The sequence below is a fragment of the Arthrobacter sulfonylureivorans genome, from assembly GCF_047607445.1.
Classification (GTDB): domain Bacteria; phylum Actinomycetota; class Actinomycetes; order Actinomycetales; family Micrococcaceae; genus Crystallibacter; species Crystallibacter sulfonylureivorans_A.
Genome location: NZ_JBLKRT010000002.1, coordinates 72,262 through 86,264 on the forward strand (window position 1 = coordinate 72,262; position 14,003 = coordinate 86,264).

14 protein-coding genes are annotated in these 14,003 nt (G+C 64.0%); 2 read left to right on the plus strand and 12 right to left on the minus strand.

Features of this window, described 5'->3' with window-relative positions; all coding sequences use genetic code 11:
- Positions 1 to 47: 47 nt before the first annotated feature.
- The 5 genes from ACMX2H_RS01435 to ACMX2H_RS01455 are packed head-to-tail and all read right to left on the minus strand — an operon-like array spanning position 48 to position 5,002.
- Positions 48 to 1,298, minus strand: coding sequence for an ABC transporter substrate-binding protein (locus tag ACMX2H_RS01435; RefSeq protein ID WP_414958628.1), 1,251 nt, complete (start codon positions 1,296 to 1,298; stop codon positions 48 to 50).
- 48 nt (positions 1,299 to 1,346) lie between these two features.
- A complete protein-coding gene (locus ACMX2H_RS01440) occupies positions 1,347 to 2,543 on the minus strand; it encodes a branched-chain amino acid ABC transporter permease (RefSeq protein WP_414958629.1) in 1,197 nt (398 codons plus the stop codon).
- Positions 2,536 to 3,420 (minus strand): branched-chain amino acid ABC transporter permease, encoded by an 885-nt coding sequence (locus tag ACMX2H_RS01445; protein WP_414958630.1) that lies wholly within the window; start codon positions 3,418 to 3,420, stop codon positions 2,536 to 2,538. Before ACMX2H_RS01445 ends, ACMX2H_RS01440 begins: the two co-directional genes overlap by 8 nt.
- Positions 3,417 to 4,205: an ABC transporter ATP-binding protein gene (locus tag ACMX2H_RS01450; protein ID WP_414958631.1), complete on the minus strand. Its 789-nt coding sequence runs from the start codon at positions 4,203 to 4,205 to the stop codon at positions 3,417 to 3,419. The genes ACMX2H_RS01445 and ACMX2H_RS01450 overlap by 4 nt, the downstream gene beginning before the upstream one ends.
- Complete coding sequence (locus tag ACMX2H_RS01455) at positions 4,202 to 5,002, minus strand: ABC transporter ATP-binding protein (RefSeq protein WP_414958632.1); 801 nt, start codon at positions 5,000 to 5,002, stop codon at positions 4,202 to 4,204. Before ACMX2H_RS01455 ends, ACMX2H_RS01450 begins: the two co-directional genes overlap by 4 nt.
- Positions 5,003 to 5,274: 272 nt before the next feature.
- Between ACMX2H_RS01455 and ACMX2H_RS01460 the strand changes: the two genes are divergently transcribed.
- Positions 5,275 to 5,706 carry a hotdog fold thioesterase gene (locus tag ACMX2H_RS01460; RefSeq protein ID WP_414958633.1) on the plus strand — a complete coding sequence of 144 codons (432 nt, stop codon included), beginning with the start codon at positions 5,275 to 5,277 and terminating at the stop codon, positions 5,704 to 5,706.
- 9 nt (positions 5,707 to 5,715) lie between these two features.
- Positions 5,716 to 6,249, plus strand: coding sequence for a MarR family winged helix-turn-helix transcriptional regulator (locus ACMX2H_RS01465; protein ID WP_414958634.1), 534 nt, complete (start codon positions 5,716 to 5,718; stop codon positions 6,247 to 6,249).
- 210 nt (positions 6,250 to 6,459) lie between these two features.
- Here the strand turns inward: ACMX2H_RS01465 and ACMX2H_RS01470 are convergent, their stop codons facing one another.
- Genes ACMX2H_RS01470 through ACMX2H_RS01500 form a run of 7 tightly spaced genes read right to left on the minus strand, consistent with a single transcriptional unit; the run spans position 6,460 to position 13,989 of the window.
- Positions 6,460 to 6,963, minus strand: a complete 504-nt coding sequence (locus ACMX2H_RS01470) for an aconitase X swivel domain-containing protein (RefSeq protein ID WP_414958635.1) — start codon at positions 6,961 to 6,963, stop codon at positions 6,460 to 6,462.
- The gene (locus tag ACMX2H_RS01475; protein WP_414958636.1) at positions 6,960 to 8,240 is read right to left on the minus strand and encodes an aconitase X; all 1,281 of its coding nucleotides are present in this window, start codon (positions 8,238 to 8,240) and stop codon (positions 6,960 to 6,962) included. The genes ACMX2H_RS01470 and ACMX2H_RS01475 overlap by 4 nt, the downstream gene beginning before the upstream one ends.
- Complete coding sequence (locus ACMX2H_RS01480; protein ID WP_414958637.1) at positions 8,221 to 9,558, minus strand: FAD-dependent oxidoreductase; 1,338 nt, start codon at positions 9,556 to 9,558, stop codon at positions 8,221 to 8,223. The genes ACMX2H_RS01475 and ACMX2H_RS01480 overlap by 20 nt, the downstream gene beginning before the upstream one ends.
- A gap of 30 nt (positions 9,559 to 9,588) precedes the next feature.
- Complete coding sequence (locus tag ACMX2H_RS01485; RefSeq protein WP_414958638.1) at positions 9,589 to 11,262, minus strand: dihydroxy-acid dehydratase domain-containing protein; 1,674 nt, start codon at positions 11,260 to 11,262, stop codon at positions 9,589 to 9,591.
- Positions 11,263 to 12,057, minus strand: coding sequence for an ABC transporter permease (locus tag ACMX2H_RS01490; RefSeq protein WP_136786192.1), 795 nt, complete (start codon positions 12,055 to 12,057; stop codon positions 11,263 to 11,265).
- Positions 12,054 to 12,899 carry an ABC transporter ATP-binding protein gene (locus ACMX2H_RS01495; RefSeq protein ID WP_414958639.1) on the minus strand — a complete coding sequence of 282 codons (846 nt, stop codon included), beginning with the start codon at positions 12,897 to 12,899 and terminating at the stop codon, positions 12,054 to 12,056. The genes ACMX2H_RS01490 and ACMX2H_RS01495 overlap by 4 nt, the downstream gene beginning before the upstream one ends.
- 19 nt (positions 12,900 to 12,918) lie before the next feature.
- Positions 12,919 to 13,989 (minus strand): ABC transporter substrate-binding protein, encoded by a 1,071-nt coding sequence (locus ACMX2H_RS01500; RefSeq protein ID WP_414958640.1) that lies wholly within the window; start codon positions 13,987 to 13,989, stop codon positions 12,919 to 12,921.
- Positions 13,990 to 14,003: the final 14 nt, after the last annotated feature.

The following is a 14,003-nucleotide window of genomic DNA, read 5'->3' on the forward strand; positions in this document are numbered from 1 at the left end:
AGCCGGCGCAGCCGGCTCCTTTGGTGGACAGTTAGCGGGTATCGCTCTTAGTCAGTCAGTTCTTCGCTGATGTACAGGCCGTCAGTCACGTTGCGCAGCCCGCCTTCAACCCCGGCGTCCATACGGAACATGAAGAGGGACTTTGTCGGGGACTGCCCCGGCACGCTGAAGTCCATGTCAGGCATGATGCCGTTGGAAGCCAGCGGTTCCATGGACTTCTTGGCAGCGATCACGCCCTCGGGGGTCAGGTCTCCGGCGGCGCACGCCTTCTCCAGGACCTGATGGACCATCCAGGCCGAGCCATAGCCCATCGACGCCTGGTTGGTCAGATTTTCGCCGGGGAACTTATCCTGCAGCTTGGCAAGCAGATCCTGTCCTTCCTTGGTGTCGTAGGTCGTGGCAGGAGATCCGGCGTAGAAGTGCTTCTCCAGGTATTCGCCGCCCGTGTTGTCCAGCATCGAGGGCGTATACGACGGCCATGATCCGCCCATTGTGATGTCACGGTCGCCCGACTGCAGCACCGCGGCAACAGAGCTCGTGTGCGCTGGAATGGAAGCCACCAGGATGGCGGACGCGCCGGCGCGTACCGCGTCGTTGACCGGGGCCGTCATGTCTGAGTCCGATGCCTTAACCATGTATTCCTTCAGGTCAAGGTTGTGGGTTTCAGCCGCGGCCAGCGCGCCCTTGTGTCCGCTCTCGCCGAAGTCGCCCTCAAGGTAGATGACACCGACGGTGTCACCGTCCTTGATCAGGCCTTCCTCGATGAGGTAGGAGGTCACGAGTTCCATGTCCAGGTTGTAGAACAGAGCGGGGACCATCACCACGTCGCTCTCCGCCAGGTGCTGCGTCGAGGAACTCGGGACGATCAGGCGGTGGTCGCGTTCGGCCTGCTCGAGGATCGCGGCTGTGTGGGACCCGCCGACGAAGTCCTGGTAGGCCAGAATGTTCGGCGTCATCTGGCTGTACATAGATACCGCATTCTGAACGTTGTAGCCATGGTCCTTGACGTCCAACTCCACCTGGTACTGCTCGCAAACACCGCCGGCCGCATTGACTTCGTCCCAGTAGGTTTCGACGCCCCGGGTGTGGTCGGTCGTGAGGGCCGCGAAGGGTCCCGTCAGATCCCCCAGGACACCCAGCGTGATGGTGTCACCGGAAATACCCGCACCGGTTTTGATGCCTCCGGCCTCGCTGGCGCTTTCACCGCCGCTTGCCTTGGTGCTGCACGCCCCCAGTGTCAGGGCGAGCGAGGCTGTGACTGCGGCTGCCAGAAGGCGCTTGGAACGGACTGCGCTCATTATTAGATCCTCCATTGGATTCTTGGTTGTTCGGTTGCTGCGCTTGGACTAGACGAGTTGATCTGCTGGTGGTGCTTGTACCTCGGAAACCTTCGACTGCTTCCTGCCGGTGCGCCAACGCCCAACGGCCTTGATGCCTGAGTCCCACATGCCGGCCAAGCCGGACGGTTTGAGGATGAGGACCAGGATGACGGCTGCCCCGTAGATGTAGCTCGCCAGATGGGACGCGGACACTCCGCCAGGGGAGTTTGAAACGAAGGGGATGTATTCGGAGAAGTCCTGAATGACCAGGGGCAATGACGTGACGAATGCCGCTCCCGCAATGGCTCCCCCAACTGAGCCGAGCCCGCCGATCACGATCATGGCCAGGAACTGGAGAGACAAGTCCATGCCGAACGATTGCGGTGCGATGCTTCCGATGGCTAGCGCGTACATGACTCCTGCCAAGCCTGCGTAAATGGAAGAGAGGAAGAAGACCTTGCCCTTGTACTGCATGACGGGGACACCCATGACGGAGGCAGCCAACTCGCTGTCAGCAACGAGTTTCATTGCACGGCCAGGGCGTGACCGCAGCAGGTTTCTAGCGAACCAGGCGGCGGCGATGAGGAGAATGATTCCGAAATACCACAGCAGTTCAGCCCTTCCAAAGGGGACGCCCAGAATGACGGGGGGATTGTCCAAATAGTCGAACCGTAGGCCGAACAATTCGAAGGCTGGTGTGGAGCGTCCGTTGAAGCCGCCCGACAAGGCGCTGACGGTGTTCAGCACGTGAAGGCCAATGAACACCAACGCCAGGCTGGCGACGCCGAGGTAAATGTCCCGGAGACGTGCCGACATGGGAGAGAACAAGAGGCCTGCCAGTCCGGCCAGCAGCACTCCCCCGATCAGGCCAACGATCGGCGGGAGTCCCAGACCGATGATTGGGCCGAGGCTGGTCTCCTTAGATTCACCGGAGAGCACAACGTAGGACAAAGCTCCGACACCCATGAAGAACGGGTGAGCCAAGGACAATTGTCCCGTCGTTCCGGTCAGAAGGTTCAAACCGATGGCTCCCACTGCCAGTGCACAGACCGTGAACCCCAACTGCAGCCAAAAGGCGCTGACGTAGAGAGGTGCCACGATCAGGACCAAGGCAACGGCAAGCAGGATTAGCGGCTTGCCGGCTTTGCTGGACCGCGTGTCCGGTATGCTCGGACGCCGGGTCACCTGGGGGGATGTTTCCAGGTTGAGTGTCGAGTTAGGCACGGACAAACTCCTTTCGTCCGAAGAGGCCCTGCGGCCGGATGACCAGGACGATGATCATGACGATGAAGGGCATGACTTCACCAATTCCGCGTCCTAGGAAAGACAATTCCGACTGGTAACCGACTGCGAAGGCTTCGACCAGCCCGATGAGCATGCCGCCGGCCAATGCGCCGGCAACGGAGTCCAGGCCGCCGATGATAGCGGCCGGAAATGCCCGCATGGCAATCACAGCCAGGCTCGGCGCCAGGCCCGGCGTCGGCGCCCCGGTCAGGAAGATGCCAGCCACGGCGGCGAGCGCGCCGGCGATAACCCATGAAACCATGGAGATCCGGCCGAGTTTCAGCCCCACGAGCTCGGCTGTCTCTCGGTCCTCAGCGGCAGCCCGCATGGACACGCCCCAGGAAGAGAACCTGAAGGCGAGAAGGAAAAGGCCGATCACTACAACAGCGGTAAGGATGGCGACCAGTCGGTTGACCGGGATGGTCATGTCGCCCAAAACCCATGTAGCCGCGCCCCAGGGATGCCCAAGAGGGAGGATGTCCACGCCCATCTGGCGAACCAGTTCCGTGTTCATCAGGACCTCAACGCCGATGGTCATGATAGCGAGCGAGATGACGGGGGCGTTGCGGATCGGCCGCACCAAAACGCGCTCAATGATCAGCGCGACCGCGGCGGCGGCGATGATCCCGGCAATGACTGCGCCGAAGAAGCCGAGCACTTCATGCGTGCGGGCCGTGACATACGCCCCGGCAACGACCAGCGAGCCGTGGGCGAAGTTCAGGACCTCGGATGCCTTAAAGACAACCACAAAGCCAAGGGCTACTAGCGCATATACTGCGCCGAGTGAAAGCCCGGTGATGAGAAGTTCGAGATTCATGATGCTTTCTCCGATGGGGTCCCAAGATAGGCGCCGATAACGGCAGGGTCGTTTTGTACCTCGGACGGTGTTCCATCAGCTATTCGTCTACCAAAATCGAGCACCGTCACACGGTCCGAGATGGACATGACCATTTCCATGTCGTGCTCGACGAGAATGACAGTGATCGCCAAGGAACGGGCGATTTCGGCTATCAGCGCGGAGATGTAGCGCTTTTCTCCCGCATTCATGCCGGCGACCGGCTCATCGAGCAAGAGAACTTTCGGTTCCATGGCCAGTGCCCGCGCGATCTCGACGCGTTTCTGGCCTCCGTAGGAAAGCTCACCCACCGGGCCGTGAAGCTGGTCGGTCAGGTCGAGGAATTCGGCGATCTCACGAACGCGGTCCAAGTGCCGGCGCTCCTCGGCGCGGGCAGAGGGCAGTCCAAGGCCAGCCGCCAGGAACCCCGTGCGTGTCAGGGCATGGCGACCAAGCAACATGTTCTCTTCGACCGATTGGTGTCCACTCAGTGCGAGGTTCTGGAAGGCACGCGCCATCCCCAGCTTGGTGATCTTGTCCGCTCGCAGGCCGACCAGCTCCTGGTCTCCGAGCCGTACCGACCCAGACTTCGGCCGGTAGACGCCGGAAAGGACGTTCAACATGGTCGATTTTCCGGCGCCGTTGGGACCGATGATGGAATGGATTGTCCCCGGCTCGACAGAAAAACTTACTCCGTCGAGTGCGGTCACGGCGCCGAACCGGACGATGACGTCCGCGACTTCGAGTGCGGAAACGTGCTCGTTCATGCCTTCTCGCTCCAAGGTCGCAGGGTCTTGCCAGCCAGGCTGAGGGCAGGTGCGCCGCCGTCGTCATGCGCTCCCCCTCCATGACCGAGGTAGAGGTGTTTAATTTCTTCGGTTGCAGCAAGCTCCTCGGCCTTGCCGTGCAACGAAACCCGCCCTGTCTCAAGCACATAGGCGTAGTCCGCTACGGACAGAGCCATATTCGCGTTTTGTTCGATGATCAGGATTGACGTTCCCTGCTCGTTGATGGTCCGAATGACATCTCCAACTTGCGCCACCACGAGCGGGGCGAGGCCCAGTGAAGGCTCATCCAGCATGAGGAGCTTCGGCGACGCCATCAGGGCACGACCGATGGCCAGCATCTGCTGCTCTCCACCGGACAACAGCAGACCACGCTGAGTGCTTCGCTCCCTGAGCCTGGGGAAAAGTTCGTAAACGTAGTCACGGGCTGCCGCTGCGCCGGCCTTGGTCTGCCGCAGTCCGCCAACCCGCAGGTTCTCCTCGACCGTGAGCCTGCCGAAGATCCGCCGACCCTCGGGCACCTGCACCACGCCGCTCGAGACTATCTCTGCGGCATCTTGGCTCTGTAGGTCTGCGCCGTCGAAAGTGACGCGCCCGGAAACAACTTTGCCCTTATGCCGCTTGATGTTGTTCGAGACCGAGCGGAGCAAAGTTGTCTTTCCCGCGCCATTGCTCCCGAGCAGCGCGACGACGCCACCTTGCGGCACCTCCATGGTCACGTTGCGCAGAGCTGTGAGGGTGCCTCCGTAAGTCACCGACAGATCTGAGATTTGGAGCATTGACGCTCACCTTTCGAGTTGCAAGTCTGCTGTGTCTACCGCTATCTCTAGAGATCTAGCTAGATCCCTAGTTACGATAACACCGAGTGATGAGCGCCACAAGCAGCTGTGTTCCGCCGTATCTCATGTGATATTCGCGATCGGCGCCGGAGTCACAGCAAGACCGAGCCGCGGAATGACTCCCAAGTGGTGTCTTTCTCGCTAAAAGAAACTAGACTTCTAGTAGTCAGCCGCGTATCAGCCCATCAGCAAGGATTTAAAGGAGACTTCCCATGCCACCGCTAGCTTCAGAGGTGCACGCAAACCCCGTGGAAGAACGGCTGCGACAGCGCTACGAGTCCGACGAAGCATCCAAAAACCTGGGCATCGCCTTCATCGAAGCCTCCGAGGGCCGGGTCGTTATGACCATGGCCGTCCAAGACACCATGCTGAATGGCCATGGCATCCTCCACGGCGGGTACCTCTTCACCCTGGGTGACACTTGCTTTGCGTTTGTGTGCGAGTCTTCCGGATATCCGTCCGTTTCCCGACAGGCAGAAATTACCTACATAGCTCCCGGATCTGCAGGCAGTACGTTAGTGGCCACCGGCGTGGAACGCACGAGATTCGGACGAAACAACATCGTCGACGTCACGATCACCGATGACGGTGGAACGCACCTCGCCGAAATGCGGGTCTTCGGTGTCGTCACCCAACAGAAATAGAGTAGGGGCATGCAGAAGCGAACGCAGCGGGTTGGGCCTGCCGAATATGAAGAACTGGCGCACAAGGCTGCCACTGAGCTCTACCCCGACGTGGACTTTACAGCCATGTCGATGTGCTTCAACCTTATTCGAGTCACCAACCGGATCCTCAAAGACCTTGAAGTTTCGGTGCATCGCCCAAGCGGCATAAGTTTCGCCGGTTATCAGCTGCTGTTCAGCCTGAAGACAGTCGGACAGGTCCACCCCAACCTCCTTGCACGTCTGGCGGGCGTGTCGACTGCGTCCATGTCGAGCCTACTCAATACCTTGGAGAGGTATGGCCTCGTAACGCGCGAGCCAGACCCTTCCGACGGGCGAAAGGCCATCGTGAGCCTCACCGACGAAGGCGAATCCGTTGTGGCTGAACTGTGCATGAACAACAACCAGCGTGAACAGGAATGGGTTGCAGGCTTGACCGAAACAGAGGCCAGCATCCTGACCGAACTGCTCAAAAAGCTCCTGCTGCACCGGCCCCAGCCACACACTGTCCGGGCTGTCAGTTAGCTCTACAGAATACGGGTGACTCGATTCTCAGCAGACTGGCCGGGCGCTTACTGGGATGTCAGGCAAGTACCATCGCTTGCTCTAACTGGGGTCAGCCGCTTGGCAACTCACCTGGATCAGTGATTCGTCTAGCCGGGGAAGATCGGCCATTGGTCCGGGGCACAATTTAGCGTTGGCCGAATGTGCCGATGATACGGCCAAGAATGCGGTTCAGACCGCGAACTGCCTGTCTCCCCGCTGCAGGACTGTGACGGTTCCGGAGTCGGCGTCGACTTCGACGAGATCGCCGGTGCAGATGATCTGGACGGGGTCCTGGTCGAGTTCGCTGACGGTGGGGACGCGGGTTACGACGGCGCCGAGCACAGCCTTGGTGGTCATCTTGGTGAAGACCATCGCGGCCGGGGCGGTCCCCAACAGCCGGGTGCTTTGGAAGAAGCCGGACCAGCCGGAGGAGCCCTTGGCCCCGGGGAAGACCAGCACTTTGTCCGCAAAGGACACGCCGCAGAGGCTGTGCCGCCGCTCGATGATGGTTCCGGTCGCGGGGTCGATGCCTCCCCAGCCTGAAATGGTCTCCGGGGAGACCAGCGCTTCGCCGCGGATCTTTCCAGGAACGATGCCGCGGCCGCGCAGCACTATCTCCTCAGCCGAAGCCAGGCCGTCTGCTGCCGCGGTACCTTCCAAGCGTTCCGCAGCCTCCTGCTCGGACGAAATCATCTCAATGCCCCGTTCCACTTGCCGGTCAACGCTGCGTTAATACAGTCTTCAGTGGTACCGAACCAGGCCTCGATTCCCAGGATGGCCGGCAGGTAGTGTGCCTGCTTGGCGCTGTCGGTAGCGAAGACCTTGGTTCCCTCCGGAGCTACGCGTGACATCGCCGGGCAGGAGTCGGTGAGCAACCGCCCGCCCGCACGCTCAATCACGGCGGAGTAGCCGTTTCGGTCTGCCACCGAACGCAGGGCCCGCGGCGTCATCACCCACAACTCGGTGTTCGGACTCAGCCGCTTGCCGTCCAGCAACGCCGCGATCTGGGCGATCTGCTCCAGGGATGCATGCGGGCAGCCCAGCAGGATGAAGTCCACGTCGTCGGACGTGCCCTGGTTGTTGAGCGACTCGTAGGCTGCCTGCCGGTCGGCCTCCGTATAAACCACGACGTCCGGCAAGGGCGCGGGTCCGAAGGCTTCCGTGACAGTGGGCGCCTCCGGCGTGACCCCGGGCAGGTGGAAGATCTCCACTCCCCCGCTGGTGGCCAGCGCCGCGCCCAGGTGCTTCAGGTCGGTCAACGATGGGAGGCCCAGGTTCCCGGTCAACACCGGACGTTCCTCCTGCACCACGTCGCCGGCGAAGTAGCCGAAAAGGCCCCAATCCATGAACGAGTCGATCCGCACGTCGGACCGGATCAGGTGGGTGCCCTTGCGGTTCTCGTCCAGGTGGTTGCCCCAGTACGGGATCCGCCCGGTCAGGCCGGCGGCGCCGGTGGATGCCGTTCCTTCGCAGTTGGATTTTGCGCCGATCACGGAGTTGGCGTAGACCACCGCCGAGGATTCCATCCAGGCGATGTGTTCGCCGCGGACCGGCAGGTTGCCCACCTGGTACGGGGTGCAGGTGGCCAGGATGTTGATGCCACGGTCGCTGGCGAAGGCTTCGGCGTCGGCCTGCAGCTCCACCAGATGCGGGCTGTACGGCGTGATGTTGAGGGCATCGGCGCTGAACCCGTGCTGCAGCTGGCAGGTGGGGACGCGCATCTTGGGGATCTCGATGTCCTCGTCGCAGTCCAGGTTGATCACGGCGTACGCCTTGTTCCAGCCGCCCTCGGCCGCGATCTTGTTTTTCGCCGGCGTCGGCTGGGTGGAGGTGCCGGCCACGTTCCGCACGCTGCACAGCCGTTCGGCGCCGAGACCCTCGCCGTAGCGGATCAGCAGGTCCATCGCGGCGGCGACGGCGGATCCGTCGCGGCCGTCCCGCATGGCCTTGTCATCGTCGGTCAGCTGCAAGGACCTGCTCCTTTCCGGCGTCGGTTCCGTCTTCGCCGATGTTCGCCCGGATCCGGTCACGCAGTTCGGCCAGGTTGATCTCGGAGACGGGACTGCCGTCGGCCAGGTCCAGGGCGTGCGCGGCGGCCTCGCCCATGGCCGCGCACGGTCCCATCACGCGGACGCTGGAGAGGGCGGCAGCATCGCCGTCCACGCAGCGGCCCGCGGCGAGCAGGTTCACCGCACCTCTTGGGGTGATGCTGCCCAGCGGCACGTAGTGGACATGGTCGGAGTCGAAGACGTCCCAGACATATCCCTCCGGGCGGTCGTGCAGTTCGATCGGCCAGGCGGTGCGCGCCACGGCGTCGTCGAAACGGAACCCGGTCCGCACTTCATCGACGGTGAGCTGGTGCTCGCCGGCGATCCAGCGGGTCTGCCGCCGCCCGGGGAAGCCGTACAGCCGGACGGTGGCCCGCCCGAACGCGTCCGGGAACTCAGTCCGCAAGAAGTCGACCACCCGGTCCGCCTGCTCCTTGCCCCGCAGCTGGGCCGCGGAGGCTTCGATCGCCTGCAGCGGTGCCTCCACGTGGGTCATGTTCATGACGGCGGTGTCCCGGCCCGGGAAGAAGAAGGCCAGCCCGTCGCGCCGGAGCAGACCGTACTCGTCCGCCTTCTCGGCCACCCGGTTGGCCAGCTCGTCGGCCGGTGGCGCGTGCTCGGGGTCCAGGTTTTCCAGCCGGACCTGCTGGGAACCCCAGATGGTGCGCTCCGGGACCCGGCATTCCAGCCCGGCCTCCCAGGTGAGCGCGGCGTCGCCGCTGGCGTCGATGAACGCATCGGCGCTGACCCGAAGCAGCCCGTACCTGGTGGCGAAGACGACGGCGCGCAGGTGGCCGCCGTCGTTCTCCACATCCAGGATGGACGCCCCGGTCACCGGGATCACGCCGGCCCGGTCAATCTGCGTCTCCATCCAGCGGCCGACGGCGTTCTCGTCGTAGTTCACCGTGATGGTGTGCCGGTAATTGTAGGAGACGTCGCCGGTCTGCACCAGGTCGGCGAACATCGGATCGAAGATGCCGTGCGTGAGCTGCCGGTACTCGGGTCCGTTGCCGTAGACGCCGCAGAACAGCCCGATCAGCGAATTGGCGCACTGGCCGCCGAGGACGGGCAGGGCGTCGACGATCACCACCCGGCGGCCCAGCTTGGCTGCGGTCAGCGCCGCCGAGATGCCGGCGATGCCGGCGCCGACGATGCACAGGTCCGCGGAGAGTTCCTCGGCCGGCGCGTGCGGCGGCTTGGTCAGCGTGCGAATCTTCACTTCTGTCAGTTCGTGAGGCATGGAAATCCTTAAAGTCTTTGGGTCGCCGGGTCAGCGGCTGAGGGTGGCGCCGTGTTCGAGCGGCGAGACGTTGCGGGCGTAGAGGCCAAGCCAGCCGCCGGTCTGCCCGCCGTGTTGCGCAGGCGCGGACTCCGCCCGGCGGCGGTCGAGTTCGGTGGCGGGAACGTTCAGGTCCACGGTCTTGGCGGGAATGTCGACGGCGATGACGTCGCCGTCGCGCACCAGCCGCAGCGGCCCGTCCACGCCTCCTTCGGGCTTGACCTCGCCGACGACGATGCCTTGATTCACCAGCCCGGACAGTTGGCCGTCAGTCACCACCGCGACCTTGCCGGTCAGCCCGGCGCCGTTCAGCGCGAAGACCACGTTGGAGGCCATGCCCATCCCGGGGGTGCCGACCGGCCCGACGCCGCGGAGCACCAGGACTTCGCCGGGCTGCACCACGCCGGTCTCGAGCGCGGCGATGGCTTCCGTGGCTTCCTCGAAGACCCGCGCCGGGCCGGCGAAACGGTCGTCGCGTTTCTCCGTGGCGGACAGCTTGACGATGGACCCTTCCGGGGCCAGGCTGCCGCGCAGGATCTGGATGGTCGCCTGCACTCCGCGCGGGTTGTCCAGCGGCCGGATCAGCTCCGGGTCCGGCACCTCGAAGCCCTCGAGCGTCTGGCCCAGCGGCTCGCCGGTGATGGTGGCGACGTCCAGGTCCAGCACAGGCCGCAACTGGGCGAGCACGGCCCGGGCGCCGCCGGCCCGTTCAAAGTCCTCGATGCTGTCCGGGCCGCTCGGGCGGACCGCCGCCAGCGGGCGGACGTGTTCGGCGAGTTCGGTGAAGAGCCCGTTGACGTCCACGTCCACGCCGGTTTCCACCGCAATCGCCTGCAGGTGCTTGACGCTATTGATGGAGCCGCTGACGGCCAGCACCGCGGCTGCAGCGTTGCGGAACGCCCCTGCCGTCATGATGCTGCGCGGGGTGCGTCCCTGCCGCACGGCGTCCAGGATGGCGACGGCGGAGCGCGCCGCGGTGTCCCACATCTTGGGGCTGTTGGCCGCCACCGGTGCGGCGTCGGGCAGCGACATGCCCAGCGCCTCCGCCATGATGTGCATGGTGTTGGCGGTGCCCATGCCGGTGCACACACCCGGGCCGGCGATGGCGCGGTCGCTGATGGTGCAGAGGTCCTCGACGGTGATTCCGCCGGTGGCAACATGTCCGGCCTGGATGAAGACTTCCTCGATGTCGGCCGGTTCGCCATTGTCCAGCACGCCGCAGGGCTGGTAGCCGCACGGGACCACGATGGTGGGCACGTTGATCCGGCCGGCGGCCATCAGCTGTCCGGGCGTGGTCTTGTCACAGGAGGCCAGGCAGATCATGCCGTCCAGCATGGCGCCCTCGACCGCCGCTTCAATGTCGTTGGCCAGCAGGTCCCGGCTGGAGAGCACGTAGCCGCCCTTGGCCCCGGCCGCCATGATGAAGTCCGTGGGGGCAACGGTCCGGATCTCGAACGCCACGCCGCCGGCTTCGCGGACCGCTTCGCAGACCCGGTCGGCAATGTCGTCCAGGTGGCTGAAGCAAGGCGCCAGTTTCGACGACGAGTTGACCACGGCGATCTTCGGTTTGGTCAGGTCCTCGTCGGTGAGGCCGAGGACCTTCCACTGGGTGCGCCTGGTGGCCCAACGCGGACTGCCGACGGGAAAGTTGCTGCGCAGTTCCATTTAGCCTTCCGCCTTCCGCCCGTAGACCGATTCGTGCCACGGGATCGCGACCCGTTTGAACGAGGTGACGATGAAGTACATGGCCAGGCCGACGGACGCCAGCATCAGGATCACGGCGAACAGCGCGGGCGCATTGAGCTCGTTCAGGGTTCGCACCACCATGTAGCCCAGTCCTTCGTTGCCGCCGAGGTACTCGCCGACGATTGTGCCGATCACCGCGAGCACGATCGCGGTTTCCATGCCAGCGAAGACGTGCGGCATCATGCTTTTGACTTCCAGGTGGGTGAAGGTCTGCCAGCGGCTGGCGTTGATGGACTGCATGACGTCCCGGTGGCCACGTTCCACCGAGCGCACGCCGAGCAGGACGTTGAGCATCACCGGGAAGAAGGCGAGCAGCGCGGCGATGATGACCTTGGTGGTCATGCCGAAGCCGAACCAGATGACGAAGAGCGGAATCAGCGCGACCTTGGGGATGACTTCCAGGGCGATGATCAGGGGCCGGACGCTGGCCTCCAGCAACGGCAGCTTGCCGAGCAGAACACCGACGACGACGCCGGCCGCCACGCCGACCGAGAAGCCGATCGCGATCTCGATGACGGTGACCTGCACGTTCTGCCAGGTACTTGCCTTCCCCAGCAGGTCGCCGAGGTTTTCGAACACCTTGCTGGGCGGCGGCAGCACCAAGGGCGAGACATTCAGGGCCTTGACCGACAGCTCCCAGACCACGAACAGGACTACCAGCAGGCCGGGAGTGGTGATCCAGGGCAGCACCTTGATGAGTTTCCGGCGGTTCACTGGTCGTCCTCCTGGTTCAGGGAAGCGCGGAGCTGCGCCACTACGGTGTTGAATTCCTGGCCGGTCTGGACTTCCATGGCCCGCGGCCGGGACAGCGGCACGTCGGCGATGTCCTTGATCCGGCCGGGCCGCGGGGTGAGGTGCACGACGCGGTCGCCAAGGAACACAGCTTCTTCGATGTCGTGAGTCACGAACACCACCGTGGCTTCGGTGGCCAGAGCGATGCGCTGGATCTCCAGGTTCATCTTTTCCCGGGTGAGCGCGTCCAGGGCGCCGAACGGCTCGTCCATCAGCAGCAGCTCGGGGTTGTCGCTGAGCGCGCGGGCGATGGCCGCGCGCTGCCGCATGCCGCCGGAGAGTTCCCGCGGGTAGCTGCGCAGGAACTTGTCCAGCCCCACCAGCCCGGCCAGTTCCCTGGCGCGCTCCAGCCGTTGGCGTTTCTTCACGCCGCGCAGCTTCAACGGCAGCGCGATGTTTTCCTCGATGCTGTACCAAGGGAACAGGTTGGCGTCCTGGAAGACGACGCCGAGCCGCTTGATCACGCTGGAATCGACGGTTCCGTTGTGCCAGAGGCTCTTGCCGCCCACCTCGACCTGCCCGGCCGTGGGTGCCACGAGGCCTGCCATGATCCGCAGCAGGGTGGTTTTGCCGCAGCCGGACCGCCCGATCAGCGACACAAATTCACGACGGCGGATTTCCAGATTGATATTGGACAGGGCTTCCACCGAGCCGCGTTCGGTCTTGTAGGTCTTCTGGAGCCCGTCGATCCGGATTTCCACCGGCCGGTCGGTGTCCTCCGCTACGGGGAGCGAAGACAGGGTGCTGTCAACGTGCATGGTCATTCTTCCTCAATCCCGCCCGTTACTTGCCGGCGGGCAGATAGCTGTTGTCCATCCACTTCTTGGGGTCGCTGCCGGCCGGGATCATGCCGGCGTCGACGAGCTCTTCGTAGCCTTCGACCCAGTAGTCCTCCACGGTTTGCAGCAGCGGCTGTGTGCCCTTGGCGGTCCAGAGGTTGCGGCTCTGGCGCAGCGATTCCTTGGCCACCGTGTCGTCGTCGAGCGAGGCGAAGGAGTACTTGGAGCGCATGGTCTCCAGCACGCCGTCGAGCTCTTCATCGTCCACGATGGCCTGTGTGGCCTCCTGGATGGCCGCCAGGTACTTCTTGATGTCGTCGCCATGCTCTTCGAGGCCCTGCTGGGTTGCGGTGTAGACCTGGGCGTCGGCCCGGACGGAGTCGCCGGCGTCGAAAACGGCTGCTTCGCCGTCGAACTGCTGGCTGGCCACAATCGATTGGTCGATGCTGACCATGTAGCCGACGATATCTCCGCGCTTGACCAGTTCGAACGTTCCGGGGCCGAGGCCGACGACCTGCCGCTTGACCTGGCTGGGATCGAAGCCGGCCTTGTGCAGCATCAGCGACAGCGACTTGTCGCTGGTGCCGCCTTCCGACGGAACGCCCATGGTGGTGCCGAGGAAGTCCTCCGGCTTCTCCAGCGGGTGCTGCTTGCTGTAGAGCGTCCGAATGGAGGAGCCGCGGACGATGCTGCCGACGTTGACCAGCGGCTGGCCGTCGGCGGCGGCAGTCATCAGGTCGATGGCGCCGACGCGGGTCAGCGGTGCGACGCCGGAGATCAGCGTCTGCAGTGCCTGCGGCGAACCCTTGGTGGTTTGGAAGGTGACGTTCAAGCCGTGCTTGGCAAAGTAGCCGCCGGCGTCGGCGAGCAGTTCCGGGGCCACGGAGAGCGTCTCCATCGGCAGGTAGCTCAGGTAGGTGAAGTCCTTGAGGTCGGCGGAAGCGGCAGGAGCGGAGGCGGAGCTGCAGCCGGCCAGCGCACCGCCCATCATTCCCAGGGCGGCCACGCCCATGGTGCCGGTGATGAAGCCGCGGCGGCTGACAGATACACGGGGCTGTGTTGTAGAGCGGAACATCTTTGTCTCCTCGT